The sequence below is a fragment of the Fictibacillus sp. NPDC058756 genome, from assembly GCF_042746035.1.
In the GTDB taxonomy this organism is placed as follows: Bacteria; Bacillota; Bacilli; order Bacillales; family Fictibacillaceae; genus Fictibacillus.
In genome coordinates this window covers 1,821,442-1,838,967 of the sequence record NZ_JBHYPU010000001.1, presented here as the reverse complement: position 1 = coordinate 1,838,967, position 17,526 = coordinate 1,821,442, and the positions used below count along the sequence as shown (strand labels likewise).

Annotated in this window: 13 protein-coding genes and 1 other annotated feature; of the genes, 11 read left to right on the top strand and 2 right to left on the bottom strand. The window is 39.2% G+C overall.

Going from position 1 to position 17,526, the window contains the following annotated elements; all coding sequences use genetic code 11:
- Positions 1 to 17: 17 nt before the first annotated feature.
- On the bottom strand, positions 18 to 1,097 hold the full coding sequence (locus tag ACFW35_RS09205; RefSeq protein ID WP_139343145.1) for a bifunctional 3-deoxy-7-phosphoheptulonate synthase/chorismate mutase: 1,080 nt from the start codon (positions 1,095 to 1,097) through the stop codon (positions 18 to 20).
- 315 nt (positions 1,098 to 1,412) lie between these two features.
- Positions 1,413 to 1,617 (top strand) — a binding site (T-box leader).
- A gap of 59 nt (positions 1,618 to 1,676) precedes the next feature.
- Here ACFW35_RS09205 and aroC point away from each other — a divergent pair.
- From aroC to katA, 5 genes are all read left to right on the top strand, one after another.
- Positions 1,677 to 2,846 carry a chorismate synthase gene (aroC, locus tag ACFW35_RS09200; RefSeq protein ID WP_379845241.1) on the top strand — a complete coding sequence of 390 codons (1,170 nt, stop codon included), beginning with the start codon at positions 1,677 to 1,679 and terminating at the stop codon, positions 2,844 to 2,846.
- Positions 2,847 to 3,920 (top strand): 3-dehydroquinate synthase, encoded by a 1,074-nt coding sequence (aroB, locus tag ACFW35_RS09195; protein ID WP_379845240.1) that lies wholly within the window; start codon positions 2,847 to 2,849, stop codon positions 3,918 to 3,920.
- Between the two features lie 18 nt (positions 3,921 to 3,938).
- Entirely contained in the window at positions 3,939 to 5,036 is a 1,098-nt protein-coding gene (locus ACFW35_RS09190; protein ID WP_379845238.1) for a prephenate dehydrogenase, read from the top strand.
- Between the two features lie 14 nt (positions 5,037 to 5,050).
- Positions 5,051 to 6,337 carry a 3-phosphoshikimate 1-carboxyvinyltransferase gene (aroA, locus tag ACFW35_RS09185; protein ID WP_379845236.1) on the top strand — a complete coding sequence of 429 codons (1,287 nt, stop codon included), beginning with the start codon at positions 5,051 to 5,053 and terminating at the stop codon, positions 6,335 to 6,337.
- A gap of 260 nt (positions 6,338 to 6,597) precedes the next feature.
- Positions 6,598 to 8,058 (top strand): catalase KatA, encoded by a 1,461-nt coding sequence (gene katA, locus ACFW35_RS09180; RefSeq protein WP_379845235.1) that lies wholly within the window; start codon positions 6,598 to 6,600, stop codon positions 8,056 to 8,058.
- Between the two features lie 59 nt (positions 8,059 to 8,117).
- Here katA and cbpA read toward each other — a convergent pair whose 3' ends face one another.
- Positions 8,118 to 8,765: a cyclic di-AMP binding protein CbpA gene (gene cbpA, locus ACFW35_RS09175; protein ID WP_379834194.1), complete on the bottom strand. Its 648-nt coding sequence runs from the start codon at positions 8,763 to 8,765 to the stop codon at positions 8,118 to 8,120.
- A gap of 591 nt (positions 8,766 to 9,356) precedes the next feature.
- On the opposite strand from cbpA, the gene abc-f reads away from it, so the two are divergent.
- From abc-f to ACFW35_RS09145, 6 genes are all read left to right on the top strand, one after another.
- Positions 9,357 to 10,976 (top strand): ribosomal protection-like ABC-F family protein, encoded by a 1,620-nt coding sequence (gene abc-f, locus ACFW35_RS09170; protein WP_379845233.1) that lies wholly within the window; start codon positions 9,357 to 9,359, stop codon positions 10,974 to 10,976.
- 106 nt (positions 10,977 to 11,082) lie between these two features.
- The gene (locus tag ACFW35_RS09165; protein WP_379845232.1) at positions 11,083 to 12,624 is read left to right on the top strand and encodes an FAD-dependent oxidoreductase; all 1,542 of its coding nucleotides are present in this window, start codon (positions 11,083 to 11,085) and stop codon (positions 12,622 to 12,624) included.
- Between the two features lie 508 nt (positions 12,625 to 13,132).
- The gene (locus tag ACFW35_RS09160) at positions 13,133 to 14,872 is read left to right on the top strand and encodes an ABC transporter ATP-binding protein (protein ID WP_379845230.1); all 1,740 of its coding nucleotides are present in this window, start codon (positions 13,133 to 13,135) and stop codon (positions 14,870 to 14,872) included.
- On the top strand, positions 14,869 to 16,647 hold the full coding sequence (locus tag ACFW35_RS09155; protein ID WP_379845228.1) for an ABC transporter ATP-binding protein: 1,779 nt from the start codon (positions 14,869 to 14,871) through the stop codon (positions 16,645 to 16,647). Before ACFW35_RS09160 ends, ACFW35_RS09155 begins: the two co-directional genes overlap by 4 nt.
- A gap of 101 nt (positions 16,648 to 16,748) precedes the next feature.
- Complete coding sequence (locus tag ACFW35_RS09150; RefSeq protein WP_379845227.1) at positions 16,749 to 16,940, top strand: hypothetical protein; 192 nt, start codon at positions 16,749 to 16,751, stop codon at positions 16,938 to 16,940.
- A 146-nt stretch (positions 16,941 to 17,086) separates the two neighbouring features.
- Positions 17,087 to 17,524 carry a hypothetical protein gene (locus tag ACFW35_RS09145; RefSeq protein ID WP_379845225.1) on the top strand — a complete coding sequence of 146 codons (438 nt, stop codon included), beginning with the start codon at positions 17,087 to 17,089 and terminating at the stop codon, positions 17,522 to 17,524.
- Positions 17,525 to 17,526: the final 2 nt, after the last annotated feature.

Below are 17,526 nucleotides of genomic sequence, written 5' to 3'. Positions count from 1 at the left end.
AGGCTTTTCATATATTATTATGAATGAATTTTAGCTTTTTGCTTATTTAAAAGGGCATCCATGAATTCATGGAATTCAGGAATGTTCATTTGCTGGGCTGAATCGGATAATGCGACTGCTGGATCTGGGTGTACTTCAGCCATTACAGCATCTGCGCCGATCGCCATAGCTGCTTTAGCAGCAGGCAATAGGAGGTCCTTGCGTCCAGTAGAATGTGTCACATCTACAACAACCGGTAAATGTGTTTCTTTTTTCAAGATCGGTACAGCAGAGATGTCCAGCGTGTTACGCGTGGCACGTTCGTACGTACGGATGCCTCGCTCACATAGGATAACCTGGCTGTTGCCTTGAGCAAGAATGTATTCAGCAGCGTACATGAATTCTTCAATCGTGGCAGCTAATCCACGTTTTAGGAGAACCGGTTTGTTGACCGAACCTGCAGCTTTTAATAGGTCGAAGTTCTGCATGTTACGTGCACCGATTTGGATAACATCAACGTAATCCAGGGCCATCTCAATGTCATTTGGATTTAAGATTTCACTTACGACTGCAAGCTGATGTTCATCTGCAGCTTTACGCAGTATCTTTAGTCCTTCAAGACCTAGTCCTTGGAAATCGTAAGGGGATGTACGCGGCTTGAATGCACCGCCTCGAATTAATGTTAATCCTTTTTCAGCGATTACCTCGGCAACTTGTTTCACTTGTTCATAGCTTTCAACTGCACAAGGACCCATAATGAAATGTGGATTTCCATCACCAATTTTTTCACCTTTAACATTAACAATAGTATCTTCCGGCTTCTTTTTACGGGATACCAGCAATGCTTTTCTATTATCATCTTTTTGCAGCTCTAAACTTGCCTTGAAAATTTGTTTGAAGATATGCTGCACAGTAGATGTTTCGAACGGTCCATCATTATGAGAAGCAATCAAATCTAAAAGGTTTCTCTCTCTGACTGGATCAAAACGCTTCACACCTTGCGTTTCTTTTAACTTTCCAATCTTTTGCGCGACATTGCCGCGTTCATTTAACAGTTCTAAAATTTTTAATGAAATCTCATCAACTTCTTTGCGTAACACTTCTAATTCGTTTGACATCGGCGGTTCCTCCCCAATTGTTTTACTTCTCCACATTTCCTATATCGCGGCCGCTAATAGGCTATTTGTCATTTATTATCACACTGGACACTTTCGCGCTTTAAAGCGTGTGTCTCATAAAGTATTGTTTGTAACTTTAAAGGGATTTGACAAGAAAGTCAAGTGCTTTTCCAAAAAAAGTTTTATTAAATTTCTGAATGTTCATTTTACGCAAGTTGACTATTAGATGAAGGTAATGTAAATTTTAAGAAAAATGAGTGAATTCCCTTTACAACAGCGCTTCAACGTGTTAAAACTGTCTATAACTTTATAAAACAAATTGCTATGAAAGAACACGAGTAGTGAAAAGGTTCCCTGTTTTAGAGAGCTGATGGTGGTGTGAATCAGTACAAAGCCTTTTGCGAATTACAATTCTTGAGCATGCTTTTTTTGATAAGAGCCGGACTTTCCGTTATGTAATGAAGGTGGCAGAGATTTATCTTTGCTGTCAGGGTGGTACCGCGATTAATTCGTCCCTGCTTTTTAGCAGGGATTTTTTTGTACAATAAAATTGAAAAACAGCAAATTGGAGGAATGAAAATGAGATATTTAACAGCCGGTGAATCACACGGACCGCAGCTTACAACGATAATAGAGGGTGTACCAGCTGGTCTTCCTCTTTTAGCTGAAGACATAAACGAAGAACTTGCAAGAAGACAAAAAGGACATGGCAGAGGCCGCCGCATGCAGATCGAGAAAGATCAGGTACAGATTCTTAGCGGTGTAAGACACGGTATAACACTTGGTTCACCAATAACATTAGTTGTTGAGAACAAGGATTTTACCCATTGGACAAAAATAATGGGGGCTGATCCGCTTGAAGACGAGAATGCTGAAGTTAAACGTGTCATTTCAAGACCACGCCCTGGACACGCTGATCTAAACGGAGCCATTAAGTATAACCATCGAGATATGAGAAACGTGCTGGAACGATCTTCAGCACGGGAAACAACTGTCCGAGTAGCAGCAGGAGCTGTAGCGAAAAAACTTCTAAAAGAGCTAGGGGTTGAAGTCGGCGGTCATGTGCTTGAAATCGGCGGGGTTAAGGCAGAACAAACAACATATGAAACACTTAACGAACTTCGTGAAAAAACAGAGGCATCACCAGTTAGATGTTTAGACGAAACGGCAGAAAAAATGATGATGAAAGCTATTGATCACGCAAAAGAAAACGGTGATTCAATCGGCGGCATTGTAGAAGTTATTGCTGAAGGGATGCCTGTTGCTGTAGGGAGCTATACGCACTACGACAACAAACTCGATGCTAAACTTGCTGCAGCAATCATGAGTATTAATGCATTTAAAGGTGCTGAGATCGGCATTGGCTTTGAAGCAGCAAGAAAACCAGGCAGTGAAGTACATGACGAAATTCAATGGGACATCGAAAATGGATACACTCGCAAAACGAATAATGCCGGTGGTTTTGAAGGAGGAATGACAACAGGAATGCCAGTTGTTGTCCGCGGAGTAATGAAGCCGATCCCGACGTTATACAAGCCGCTTCAAAGCGTTGATATTGAAACGAAAGAAGCATTTGCAGCCAGCATTGAACGCTCAGACAGCTGCGCTGTCCCAGCAGCAAGTGTTGTTGCAGAATCTGTAGTAGCATGGGAACTTGCAAGCGCACTTGTGGAGCAATTCGGTCAGGATAACATGGATGTGATCAAGAAGAATATCGTTCAGCATCAAGAACGTGCAAGGGTGTTTTAAATGAAGCAAATCAATATCACGACACCTTCAAAAAACTATCCAGTTTATGTAGGTGAAAAAGCGATTACTAAGCTAGGTACGGTTTTGCAATCATTAACGCCTGCTCCAAAAAATGTGCTGATCATCACGGATCATAATGTAGGAGAGTTATATCTAAAAGATGTTCAAGCAGAACTTGATCAAACATTTTCGTATGAGACCTTTCAAATCAAACCAGGAGATAGTCAGAAATCCTTTGAAAACTATTATGCCTGCCAAAGTTTTGCGTTAGAAAAGGGACTTGACAGAACCTCTGTAATTCTTGCGCTTGGCGGCGGAATGATTGGTGATATCGCCGGATTTGTTGCCGGGACTTATATGAGAGGAATTCGTTTTATTCAAATTCCAACTACTATTCTTGCTCATGATAGTGCAGTAGGAGGGAAAACAGGAATCAATCATCCTGAAGGCAAAAACATGATAGGTGTTTTTCACCAGCCAGAAGCCGTAATCTATTCAACGGATTTTCTATCAACTTTACCTGAAAATGAAATAAGGTCTGGTTTTTCGGAAGTGATCAAGCATGCGTTAATAGCAGATCCAAGCTTCTATGAATATCTTCACAAAAATATAACAACATTGCATGATCTAAAAGACGAACACCTTTTAAACTGCGTAACAAGAGGAATTGAGATTAAGAACGAAGTAGTATCACAGGATGAGAGAGAAAAGGGCATCAGAGCTTTTTTGAATTTTGGCCACACACTCGGACATGCCATTGAAGGGGAGCTTCAATACAAAGATATTACACATGGTGAGGCAGTAGCACATGGTATGCTTTTCGCTTTATCAATTAAAGAAGAAACCATACAGCTAGGGAAAGATCTCAAAAGATGGCTGCATGACCTAGGGTTTCCGCCCATACCAAAGAATCTTTCAGTACCATCTCTTATCAATCGAATGAAAAAAGATAAGAAAGCTGCAGGAGGGACTATTAACATGGTGCTTCTAGAACAAACAGGACATCCGTATATAGCTCCTTACCAAGCAATCGATTTAGAAGAAAAATTAACTGAATTCTTAAAAGAGAATTAACCTCAAAGGAGCCTGCACATGAAAAACGTCTTGCTGATAGGAGTCGGATTGATTGGCGGATCGATCGCTTTAACAATAAAAAATGAACACGAAGCGGTTATCGCAGGGTATGACGTCCAGACTGCTAATTGTGAGACTGCAGTAAAATTAGGAGTCATTGATAGAATCGCATCTGATTTGCAACATGATGCAGCCAACGCTGACCTTATCATAATCGCTACGCCTGTAGAAGCAACATTGATCATTATGGACCAGTTGTCTTCCATAAAGCCAGCTATTAAAGCACTTGTCATGGATGTTGGAAGCACGAAGAACACAATAATGAAAAAAGCTGAAAACCTGGCTGAAAACGGAATTGTTTTTATCGGCGGTCATCCTATGGCAGGGTCGCATAAAACTGGAGTAGAAAGTGCCAGACCACATTTATTAGAAAATGCTTTTTACATTCTAACACCCAGTTCCAATGCATCTGAAGCAAAAATTGAAGAAGCCAAGGACTGGCTAAAAGGAACTCATGCAAAATTTATAGTGGCTGAGCCGGATGAGCATGATTTTCTAACAGGTATTGTAAGCCATTTTCCTCATCTCATTGCATCGAGCCTCGTAAGACTTGCTCAAAAACATGCCAATTATAATCCGCTGGTTCAGCAGCTGGCAGCGGGTGGTTTTCGTGATATCACACGGATTGCATCAAGCTCTCCAAAAATGTGGAGTGATATTGTAAGCCAAAACAAAGAACACCTATTATCACTTTTAAATGAGTGGAAAGAAGAGATGGACCAAGTTATTAGCTTTGTAGAAAGTGGCGATCAAAATCAATTATTTGACTACTTTAATGGAGCAAAATTATTTCGAGATGGACTTCCAGTTCGTTCCAAAGGAGCAATACAGCCGTTTTCTGATTTATATGTAGATATTTTAGATACAGCAGGTGCTTTGTCTAAAGTTACTACACTCCTAGCAGAATCCCAAATCAGCATTATCAATATAACCATTCTCGAGGTAAGAGAAGATCTAAATGGTGTACTGAGGTTAAGTTTTCAAAACGATAATGATCGGGATAATGCACAACAACTATTACATCATGAAAACTATTTAACACATATCACGGAATAAAGGAGGCACTTTTTATGGAAAAACAATTAATGCCTATTCAAAGCTTAAATGGAACAATTAAAGTGCCAGGTGATAAATCCATTTCTCATAGAGCAGTAATGTTTGGTTCCATTGCAGAAGGAAAGACAACTATAAATGGTTTTTTAACTGGTGAAGACTGTCTAAGTACTATATCTTGTTTTAAAAAGCTAGGTGTTAACATTGTCCAGGAAAATGAACAGGTAACTGTTGAAGGTAACGGGATATCAGGATTGCGGCCGCCTACTGAAGATCTGTATGTCGGAAACTCTGGGACTACCATCCGTTTGATGCTTGGAATCCTTGCAAATACTCCTTTTACTTCTGTACTTACAGGTGATGATTCAATTGCAAAAAGACCGATGAATCGTGTTACAAAGCCATTGAAACAGATGGGTGCAGAAATCAAAGGCAATGAATCAGGAAATAAGGTTCCTCTTCAAATAAAAGGAGGAAACGTTAAAGGAATACACTACCATTCTCCGATAGCAAGTGCTCAAGTAAAATCAGCTATTATCCTTGCAGGACTTGAAGGTGAAGGAACAACTTCTGTTACCGAGCCTCTAAAATCAAGAGATCATACAGAACGGATGCTGGAAGCCTTTGGAGCTGAGGTGAAGTCAGATGCATTAACAGTTTCCATTGAAGGAGGACAGCAGCTTAAAGGTACACATATTGAAGTTCCTGGTGACATTTCTTCTGCAGCCTTTTTCTTAGTTGCTGGAGCTATTGTTCCAGATAGCACAATTACCCTGCAAAAAGTTGGACTGAATCCAACCCGTACTGGCATTTTAGATGTTCTGAATGATATGGGAGCACAGATTTCGTATCAAAATGTAAATGAAGAAGCTTCTGAACCGTATGGCGATTTGGTCATTAAAACTTCGTCACTCAAGGGTACCGTTATTAAAGGAGATGTCATTCCGCGATTAATTGATGAGATCCCGATTATTGCATTGGCAGCAACACAGGCTGAAGGGCAAACAATCATTCAAGATGCACATGAATTGCGAGTCAAAGAAACTGACCGGATTGAAACTGTCGTAAATGAGCTTAAAAAAATGGGAGCGGAAATCGAAGCTACAGAAGACGGAATGATTATTAACGGGAAAACACCTTTAAAAGGTGTTTCTGTTCAAAGTCATGGGGATCACCGAATCGGAATGATGTTAAGCATAGCCTCTTGTATTGCAGAAGGTGAAACAACTCTGGATCAAAGCGAAGCTGTAGCTGTTTCATATCCATCATTTTTTGATCAATTGAAAGATCTATCAAATCAATAATTAAAAACACACTTTCTAAAAGGTTAATGCTTCTAAATTTATTTTCCATAGAAATTACTGAAAAGTGATTGGAATCTAAGGCTAACCATTCAAACCAGCATTTATCGCGGATGCTGGTTTTTGTATGCGGTATTCTATCATTCGACAGATTATAACATTTTTCATATTAGAATTATTATAAAAAAGTATTGATTATCCATTGATAAGTGATATCATTAGAGTTGTACAATGAAACTATTAAAATAATGAGGTGATTTAGTTTGAGTAATGGAAACAAACATCTTACTACCAGCTGGGGAGCACCTGTAGGGGACAACCAGAATTCGATGACAGCAGGATCAAGAGGTCCGACATTAATTCAGGACGTCCATTTATTAGAAAAGTTAGCGCATTTTAACCGGGAGCGTGTACCAGAGCGTGTTGTCCATGCTAAGGGTGCGGGAGCTCACGGGTACTTTGAAGTAACGAATGACGTTAGAAAATATACAAAAGCAAACTTCTTATCTGAAGCAGGGAAACGAACACCTTTATTTGTCCGCTTTTCAACTGTTGCTGGTGAGAATGGTTCTGCTGATACAGTTAGAGATCCTCGTGGATTTGCTGTTAAGTTTTATACAGAAGAAGGTAACTATGATCTTGTTGGAAACAATACACCAGTCTTCTTTATACGAGATGCTATCAAGTTTCCTGATTTTATTCATACTCAAAAGCGTCATCCTCAAACACACCTGAAAAATCCGAACGCAATATGGGATTTTTGGTCATTATCGCCTGAATCTCTTCATCAGGTAACGATCCTTATGTCTGACCGTGGTATTCCTGCAACGTTCCGCCATATGCATGGGTTTGGTAGCCACACATTTAAATGGGTAAATGCAGAAGGCGATGGAGTTTGGGTGAAATACCACTTTAAGACAGAACAGGGTGTAAAGAATCTATCAAATGAAGTTGCTGCTAAGATTGCTGGGGAAAATCCTGATTATCATACAGAAGATCTTTTTAATGCGATAGAAATTGGTGATTTTCCTGCCTGGAAACTCTATGTGCAAATTATGCCTCTTGAGGATGCGAATACTTACCGGTTTGATCCTTTTGATGTTACAAAAGTCTGGTCACAAAAAGACTATCCTTTAATTGAAGTAGGCCGAATGGTTTTGAATAAGAATCCAGAAAATTATTTTGCAGAAGTTGAACAAGCTACATTTTCACCCGGAACATTAGTACCAGGAATCGATGTATCTCCTGATAAGATGCTTCAGGGACGTCTTTTTGCATACAATGACGCACATCGTTACCGTGTAGGAGCAAACCATCAAGCACTTCCGATTAATCGTCCGCGCCATGAAGTAAATAATTATCAGCGTGATGGCCAAATGCGTTTTGATAATAATGGCGGAGGGTCCGTTTATTACGAGCCTAATAGTTTCGGTGGCCCTAAAGAATCTCTCGAAAATAAACAGGCTGCATTTCCAGTCACAGGGGTGGCGGACAGTGTTGGCTATGATCATCATGATCACTATACACAGCCTGGAGATTTATATCGCCTGTTAAGTGAGGAAGAACGTTCACGTCTAGTAGAAACCATTGTTGGCGCAATGAAACCAGTCGAACATGATGAAATAAAAATGCGTCAAATTCAGCATTTCTATAAAGCAGATCCAGACTACGGTACGCGTATAGCCAGAGGACTTGGGTTATCTGTGCCGCAAGAAGTAAAATAATCAAGCATAAAAAATACGTTCCCCAATATTTGCGGGAACGTATTTTAATTTTAGCGTAATTAAACTTTCGCAAATGTTCTTAGATCTTCTACGTCGGCTACTTTAAATCCATTAGCCTCTACACGGTGTATCAATTCATCAATTTCTTTCCGCGTAACACTTTTGTTAAACGTGATTACAACTCTGCGCAAAAATTGTTTTCCAGCATCTTGTGTAAAGACACCTTCAATATTGTATTCTTCATGGATGGCCGTGAAAAGTTTTCTAAGCGATCCTTTACCTTCAGTAGTAGAGACGGTTAAAGAATAGCCGCCATTTTTAATCCCATATGAATCTTGCAGAATATCCATTACTTTAGAGTGAGTAATAATCCCTAAGAAATTATGTTCATCATCAACAACTGCCATGAAAGGAAGACGGCGGATCGAGAACAGCACTTTAAAATAAGCTGTATTTTCATGAATGAAGGCATCTCTTTCTTCTACAACTCTGCTTACATTTTCTTTTACAGAACCTACATTATCGATTATATAATCGGATGTTGTCTCCTTAAAAAGCAAGCCCACAAACTTTTCTTCTTTTTCATCTAATACTGGTATACAGCGGTACCCAGATTGAATGATAGTATAACGGGCTTCACTAATTGACATATTTTCTGTGACATACGTTACTTTGGATTTGGAAAGATAATTGGATTTTACTTTCATAAGACACACCCTTTTCAGAATTATATAAATATTTAAAACTAATTCGCTATAAATTGCAATATACCTGCTTTTTCATAGATATACTCCAACTTTTTTCCTGTTTGCACATTTGAAAATTCTGTCATATAATAAAATGGAAATTATTTATAAATTGAAATCGTAAGGAGGTGTAAGGAATGCTTAGAGATGTACAACTGTTTAGCTGGCTGGTCGTTTTTCGTTCAATTACTTATGTATTTTTTCGTAATTGGTGGAGTCTGTCCAAATTCAGCTATTCGAATATTGTACACCGATAAGTAACCTTACCCTTTCCTTTTTCTAAGTAAAAGATAAAACCATGGGCAGGTACTATTTGCTCATGGTTTTTTTATTGGAGGCTGTTTTCGCATACTTTGTTGTTTTTGAAAGTAGTTGATTTCCGTTCCAGGTCGCTCGCTTTCCGCGGGGCGGGGGTTAGCCTCCTCGCGCTTTGCGCCTTTAGGAGTCTCATACCTTGCACTCCAATCAACTTATCAATGAAGCAGCAATCTATTAGAAAAGTGCCTTTTTGAAAAAGGACAGTGGCATAACATTATTAAAGGAGAAAAAAAAATGAATATATGCACTGTTCAAAATCTAAAAAAAATGTACGGCGGAAATGAGATTCTTAAAAACATATCGTTTGAAATACACGAACAAGATCGAATTGGCATTGTCGGTCAAAATGGTTCAGGAAAGACAACGTTATTTAAGCTGCTCAGCAATTTAGAGCATTGTGACTCAGGTTCAATTTTTATAAAAAAAGATGCAGCTATCGGATATCTTGCCCAGCTGCCTGACCATGATGTTCATTCCACAGTTTACGAGGTTATCTCAGCAACATTCCAAGAGATTAAAGACATTGAAAAGAAGATAGAAGAAGTAAACCTTCAATTAAGTGATCCTTCACAAGGAGATCGGCTTGAAAAGAATTTAAACAAACTATATAAACTTCAAGAACAATACGAGAATTTAGGCGGCTATGCAATAGAATCAAAAATAAACGGTGTCTTAGCGGGGCTTGGTATATCTCATCTTACAAATCATCTATTTAAGCAAATAAGTGGCGGTGAACAAACGAAAGTGGGGTTAGCTTGTTTGCTTCTTCAAGAACCTGAACTTCTTCTGCTGGATGAACCTACTAACCATTTAGATATTGATACTATAAACTGGCTAGAAAATTATTTGCTAAAATATAAAGGTGCGGTAGTAATTATCAGTCATGACAGATATTTTTTGGATAAGGTTACTATGAAGACGATTGATTTGGAAGATGGGGAATGCACTGTATATCACCATTCTTACTCTGGGTTTGTAAAAGAAAAAGAAAACAATCTCTTGCTAGAATTTGAAAAGTATCAAGAACAGCAAAAAAAAGTAAGGAAAATTAAAGAATCAATTAAACAACTGCGGGATTGGGGAGCACGTTCTGGAAATGAAAAGTTCTTCAAACGAGCCAGAAGTATGGAAAAGGCACTTGCTCGTATTCAAAATATGAAAAGACCGCAGCTTGAACGCAAAAAGGCAGCTTTTGAATTTAATGTGAATAAGAGAAGCGGTCAGGATGTTGTTGTTGTTGAACAAGCAAGCAAGTTAATTGAGGACCGTTTGATTCTTGAACATATTGACATGCAGGTAAGATACGGAGAAAAGATTGCTCTCATCGGCAAAAACGGTTCGGGAAAAACCACATTAATAAACTGTTTGCAAAATAACGATTTTGATTATGGAACTATTAAGCTTGGTTCCTCCGTTTCAATCGGATATCTATCCCAAAAAGGACTGGAAGCAGAAGCTAATCTGACCGTTCTCGACATTTTTAGAGATAAAGTTCCCATGGAAGAAGGAGAGGCGAGACATCACTTGGCAAAGTTCTTATTCTATGGTCCTTCTGTATATAAAAAAGCTAGTGATCTAAGTGGAGGAGAGAGAACTCGGTTAAGGCTCGCACAGCTTGTTTATGAAGGGTTCAATTTTCTAATCCTTGACGAACCTACCAACCATTTAGACATAGATTCACGTGAAGCTTTAGAAATTGCTTTAGAAGAATTTGACGGTACAATATTGGCTGTAACACATGACCGTTATTTTATGAATAAGTTATTCGCGAGAACGATTTGGCTGGATAATGGCAAGATTGATAGCTATACAGGGAATTACGATTATTCTCTTGAAAAACGAATTAGCAAGTAAATCTCGGAACAGGCTATATTTTAGCCTGTTTTTTGTTTTTTGGATTGTGACCCTCACATATGGGGAATAATGGATATAAATATTGTTTAAATATAGGAGGTACTCCGTGAATAGTTTCGAACAAAATTTGCCGCAATACCCTGAACCACTTTGGAGGGACAATGTCGATTTGCCCAAATACCCTTCATTAACAGGAAATGAACATGCAGAGGTTGTTATAGTAGGTGGAGGGATTACAGGTATCACGACAGCTTATTTACTTGCTAAAGAAGGACTTCAAGTAACCTTGCTTGAAGCCGGAAAAGTCTTGAATGGAACAACTGGCCATACAACGGCAAAAATCACTTCCCAGCATGGTGTCATATATGATCGTCTGATCTCCCATCTAGGATTAGAACGTGCAAAAATGTATTATCAGTCTAACGAAGCTGCAGGTCAATTCATTCATAATTTTATAAAAGAAAATGGTATCCACTGTAACTACGAAACTCATGACGCTTTTCTTTATGCGAATACAGAACAAGGAATTAAAAAACTCGAAAAAGAAGCTCATGCATATAATCAGCTCGAGATCGATGGCGATTTAACCGAAAAGATGCCTTTTGATATACCTCATAAAAAAGCACTTGTTATGAGGAACCAAGCACATTTTCATCCTGTTAAATACTTGATTGCTCTATTAAAAGAAATGGAGTCACTTGGTGTTAAGATATACGAAAATACAACAGCTTCTGATATTCAGGAAGATAAGGAAGATAAAAAGGCAATAGTAAAAACAGAAAATGGACATGAAGTAAAAGGAAATTTTGCAGCTTGCTGCACACATTTTCCATTTTTCGATGGGATGGGTTTTTATTTTACAAGGATGATGGCAGAACGTTCTTATGTCTTAGCGGTTAAAACCAAAGATAAATTCCCTCATGGTATGTATTTAAGTGTAGATGAAACTGTAAGATCATACAGATCCATTCTTCAAGATGGAGAGCATGTAGTTCTTGTTGGCGGTGAAAGCCATCAGACCGGGCAGGGAATTCCGACACATCAGCATTATGAAGCGTTATTAAAAGAAGCAAAAAAATCACTTAACCTTGAAAGAGTATTGTATCGCTGGTCAGCACAAGATCTTATCACACTAGATAAAGTTCCTTTCATAGGTAAGTTAACACATAAGCATGACAATATTTTTGTAGCAACTGGATTTAGAAAATGGGGGATGACTACTGGTACACTAGCTGCCCATATCATTCGTGATCATATAATGGATAGAGAAAATGAGTTTGCCGATCTGTATAAACCTCAGCGTTTTCAAGCTGACCCTTCAGATATAAAGCAGTTTGTTAAAGAAAACTCCGATGTGGCAAAGCATTTTGTGTCTGGAAAGTTAGACAAGCCATCTAAAAATCCTCGTAGCCTTAATAAAGATGAAGGCGGGGCAGTAACTGTTGACGGAAAACGATGCGGAGCTTATCGAGATTCTAATGGTGAATTGCATGTTGTTGATACCACTTGTACACATTTAGGCTGTGAAGTGGAATGGAACAGCGGTGAAAGAACGTGGGACTGTCCTTGTCATGGATCCCGCTTCACTTACGAAGGAGCAGTTGTAGAAGGACCAGCCACTAAGCCTCTAAAACGGGTAAATCTTTAAACCATAAATTACTCAAAGAGACTGATACCAAACAGTTGCATAACGCGGCTTTTGGTATTGGTCCTTTTTTTGTTTGTTACTTTCTAAAAGGTTATACGATACGTGTTCTTTTATCTGTTGGCTCATTTCTAAATATTATTCTTTTGGTTGAATAGGAATTGACTTCATCGGCCTGTTGATTGGAGTGTAAGGTGCGAGACTCCTGGGGGACGAGTGTGAGAGGTGAGACACCTAAGGGCGCAAAGCGTCGAGGTGGCTCACCGCACGCCCCCCGGAAAGCGAGCATCTGAAACGGAGATCAACTTCTTTCAAAACAACTGCGAAAACAGCATAATTGTTGGATGCTCGCTAAAATTCATCCCAGCCACCCTAAATTTTTTCTTATAGTTGATTAATTAAAGACTTCATATATTTTTCTTATATTGAAAAAAATAACAAGTAAAAATAATGATAATTTTTAGAAAATGGTTTAAAATAAAGTGCTTAGGAGCGAGAGGGGGAACTAAATATGAAGCTTTTAAGAGAGACACTTAAGCATTTTCAGCCTTATTGGAGGGGGCTTCTGATTGCTTTTGCATGTTCACTAATTGGAGGTGCCTTTACAGTAATACCTCCTATTTTAGCCGGAAAGCTAGTGGATGAAGTGCTTCCAAATCAGATGACAGATATGATCGGCTGGCTCGTTGCAGGAGTACTGTTTGCATTTTTATTTAAAGTGATTTTCGAATCGCTTCAGGAATATATTCAGGTTCAGATTGGACTGGATGTAATTACTGATATGCAGATGAGAGCTTTTGGACGTTTGCACCGTACACCTATGTCATTTTTTACGACTACGCCTCGGGGGGATATGCTTTATCGCCTAACGCATGATGTAGAAGCTGTACAAAACTTGAATAATACTGTTGTACCTCGATTTGTCCAGCAGGTGGTTAGTGCTGTAGCTGCATTTATCGCAGTATTCGCTCTATATTGGCCTGTGGCGATCGTTATGTTCTGTGTATTTGCTATCTATTTATATCCATCATTCAAACTTGGAAATACAATGCGAAAAATGAGTGCAGTGCAGCGTGATATGCGTGCTGACATCTATCATCATCTACAAGAGAGCATCGAATCAACAAGACTTGTTCGTACATTCCAAACACAAGAACGGGAAATACATACACAAGACAAAAAACTTACGGACTGGAAAAATTATTCGATTCGTGCTGCTTTAATTGGTAAAGTAAACTGGCGACTAGGAAACTTATTCAATATCGCAACACCTGGAGTTGTTATGTTAGTAGGAGGTATGGCGGTCTGGAACAATACCATATCAGTGGGGACGCTTGTAGCATGCCTCGGCTTTATTCCTACGATGTTTTTTCCTATTCGGTCACTTACAGAGAATGCATTGATCATCCAGCAGGCAATACCTGCCCTTCAACGAATCTATGAATATTTTGACCTTCCAGTTGAACATGAAGAGAACTTGCCAAAAATGAACGAAATAAGCGGGGATCTAGACGTTAATAATCTATGGTTCCGCTATCCTGGAAATGATGAATATGTTCTTAAAGGTGTATCTCTTAGCATGAAATCAGGGCAGCACATAGGAATAGTAGGAACAAGCGGCGGAGGAAAATCAACTCTTATACAATTACTGCTCGGTCTATACGAACCTGAAGCAGGAACCATTGAAGTAGATCAGCAAAATCTATTTGATTACAACCGGAATTCTTTCCGTCAGCAAGTCGGAGTTGTGTCACAAGAAACTTTCCTATTAAACAATACACTCCGTATGAATCTATTATATGGAAGAAAAAATGCATCTCAGGAAGATCTAGATGCAGCATGTTCAGCATCAGGACTTACGGAATTTATAGCAGCACTGCCCGACGGATATGAAACCATTGTAGGAGAACGCGGCCTTAAATTGTCAGGCGGGCAAAGACAGCGTGTCGCTTTAGCGAGGGCAATTTTAAGACATCCAGCTCTATTAATCTTTGATGAAGCAACTTCTTCCCTTGATGGTGAAACGGAAGAGCGCGTCCAAGCCGCATTAGAAAACCTTATTCCTGGACGAACAACCATCACAATAGCTCACCGTCTCATTACAGTTAGAGATGCAGATAAAATTTTGCTCTTGGATAAGGGGATCGTTGCAGAAGAAGGAACACATGAGGAACTTCTTGCGCAAAGAGGTCAATACTATGAACTTTACATGGCCCAATACAGTGAATTAGAAAAGGAGAGAGCGATATGAGCCAATCAGCCGCCAAGCCAAAAAACCGTGACGGCAGACGCGTTCTTGCCTTTTTAAAACCACATAAAAACTGGGTGTTCGCAGACGCTTTTGTTATTGCCGTCAGCCAGGTTTTCTCTGCGCTTATCCCGACACTTGCTCTCGGATGGCTTGTCGATACAATACTTCCTGGGGAGTCTAATAAACTTTTATGGGGATTAATGTGGCTTCTAATATTTGCAGCTGTTGCTGACTTAATCCTGATGGTAATTGATGAATACTTTTGTCACCAGGTTGCTAAATCAGTAACGAACTGGCAAAAACTTCGTTTATTTAAACATTTGCAAGTGCTGCCATTTTCTTTTTACCAGAACAATCAATCAGGTGAGATGATGGCGAGGGTTTCTGATGACCCAGATACTCTGCACAATTTCCTTGCATGGGAAGGCTCTACTTTTATGGCTTCCGTTCAGGGAGTAATCCTCTATAGCATCGTATTGCTTTGGATCCATCCATACCTTATGATTACAAGCGTTGTGTTAGGGGTTATCTTCTATTTAACATCTAATGCAGTTGGACGAAGAACGCGCCAAGCCTCTGCAAATGCAAGAAAAGAAGCTTCTCGCTATCTTGAAAGACTTCGGGAATCTGTTACAGGTATCCACCTTTCAAGAGTTCTCGGTGTATCTGACGGGGAAGTGCAAAGTGTTGCTGAAATTCGCAAATCGTTCATAAAAGAATCTCGTTATGAATTAAAAGCACGTATGCAATCCATCGTTGTTATTGGGAGTTATAATGGTCTTGGTTTAGCAGTTGTTTATGGGCTAAGCGCCTATTTAATCTGGAACAATAGATTAACTACCGGTGAAATGCTGACAGCCGCAGGTCTTGTTGCAATTGCTGCTAATGAAATGCAGAAAATGCTCAGAAACTGGCTATCTGTAAGAAGAACTGGTCCTGCTCTTGACCGTTCTGAAATTTTATTAAACGAAAAGACTTCAACCGCTGAAACAGAAAAAGGTATTAAATTGCCAGAAGTAAAAGGATCAATTGAATTAAGGGACGTAGCATTTGGCTACCCCGAAAAAGATGAATTGGTTCTTAAAGGATTATCATTTACTGTTCAGCCAGGCGAAGCTATCGCTCTTGTCGGTCCAAGCGGTTCCGGAAAATCTACGATCGTCGATTTATTACTCCGTCTTTATGAACCAAACAGCGGTTCTATTCTTTTAGACGGCAAGGATATTTCATCTATTGATGCTGGATGGCTCCGTTCACAGATAGCTATTGTTTCACAGGATGTTCAGCTGCGGAACGGTTCACTTGCTGATAATCTGCGCATAGCAAATCCTGATGCTACAGATGAAGAATTGTTAAGTGCGATAAATGACAGCGGTTTGGGAGAATTCATCCAAACACTGCCTGAAGGCTTGAACACAATGGTAGGAGAGCGGGGAAGTTTATTATCTGGCGGTCAAAAACAAAGATTGTCTCTTGCCAGAGCTCTTGTTAAAGATGCAGCTATTCTTATTTTAGACGAAGCAAGTTCTGCACTTGATCCGATTACAGAGGTTCAAGTTAATGAAGCGATCAACAAAAGAAAATCTAAGCAAACCGTTTTTATCATCTCTCATCGATTATCAACGGTGCTTGCTGCAAATCGTATTATCGTGATAGAAAACGGCAGAATGATTGAAACAGGGAAACACGAATCACTTTTGGAATCAGAACACGGTGTATACAGCCGCTTATTCAAACGTGAAGCAGAAATTGGCACTCAGGCATTTAGCAATTAACCATTTACAAAGGGCAGTCCAAAAAAGGATTGCCTTTTCTTATAAATAATCTCTGAATGGGGTATATATGATACAAGATATCCTAATAGGAGGTACAACAAATGTCCGAAAAGTTTAGAGCGTATTTTAATATATTAGCCCTTGCAGCAGTTATTTTAGTTAATTATCTGGCAAACGCTTTACCGTTAAACGGGAATACAACGGGAGCACTATCAGCTTTATTTTTACTTTTAATAATGACGATTTCATTTATCCGCTCGTTTTCGTTTGGGCATTTATCGGAATTGGCATAAGACACATGGGTGAGATAGACGTTATCACTAACACATGCTTCTCTCTAGCTGTATTACTTTTGTTATTCATTGTTTGGAGAGCATCAAAACGAACTAATATTTTAAGACCAATGCGTACTTAATTTTTTAACAATTGGGGGATTATCATGGTGAAATTATCAATGCCAGCTGGTTTATTACTTGAAGCTGCAATCGCTGGAGGGGTTGACGGAGATCATTTGATTGATGTTATTAGGAATAAGAATATTAGTGCTTTACATCATTTAGGAAAAGAAGAAAATAGCTGGTTAAACTTCTTCCGTTACGCAGAAGAGAATTGGGAGGATATCGTTCTCGCTGTTAATAAGGGTTATATGTTTAAGTTTATTACGATTAGAGGATTACAAAATTTGCTGCAGACAAGATTTTCTTTCAAAGAAGAGGAACATTTTAAAATCGGAGACTCATGGCTCGAGCTAAGTCTAAATGAATCACAGCTTAAATTTTTGCAATGCCGTATTCCTAACCAATGGGCGTTTGTAAAACAAGAAAATAGCAGATATAACTTTCGTGCAGTCGTCGCGCATACACAGACAATCGTCTGATA

Bases quoted from the DNA above. Each gene is read 5' to 3' on its own strand.
- abc-f (WP_379845233.1), top strand. From the start codon at position 9,357: ATGAATATATGCACTGTTCAAAATCTAAAAAAAATGTACGGCGGAAAT.
- ACFW35_RS09155 (WP_379845228.1), top strand. From the start codon at position 14,869: ATGAGCCAATCAGCCGCCAAGCCAAAAAACCGTGACGGCAGACGCGTT.
- ACFW35_RS09160 (WP_379845230.1), top strand. From the start codon at position 13,133: ATGAAGCTTTTAAGAGAGACACTTAAGCATTTTCAGCCTTATTGGAGG.
- aroB (WP_379845240.1), top strand. From the start codon at position 2,847: ATGAAGCAAATCAATATCACGACACCTTCAAAAAACTATCCAGTTTAT.
- ACFW35_RS09145 (WP_379845225.1), top strand. From the start codon at position 17,087: ATGGTGAAATTATCAATGCCAGCTGGTTTATTACTTGAAGCTGCAATC.
- aroA (WP_379845236.1), top strand. From the start codon at position 5,051: ATGGAAAAACAATTAATGCCTATTCAAAGCTTAAATGGAACAATTAAA.
- ACFW35_RS09205 (WP_139343145.1), bottom strand. From the start codon at position 1,097: ATGTCAAACGAATTAGAAGTGTTACGCAAAGAAGTTGATGAGATTTCA.
- aroC (WP_379845241.1), top strand. From the start codon at position 1,677: ATGAGATATTTAACAGCCGGTGAATCACACGGACCGCAGCTTACAACG.
- ACFW35_RS09190 (WP_379845238.1), top strand. From the start codon at position 3,939: ATGAAAAACGTCTTGCTGATAGGAGTCGGATTGATTGGCGGATCGATC.
- ACFW35_RS09150 (WP_379845227.1), top strand. From the start codon at position 16,749: ATGTCCGAAAAGTTTAGAGCGTATTTTAATATATTAGCCCTTGCAGCA.
- cbpA (WP_379834194.1), bottom strand. From the start codon at position 8,765: ATGAAAGTAAAATCCAATTATCTTTCCAAATCCAAAGTAACGTATGTC.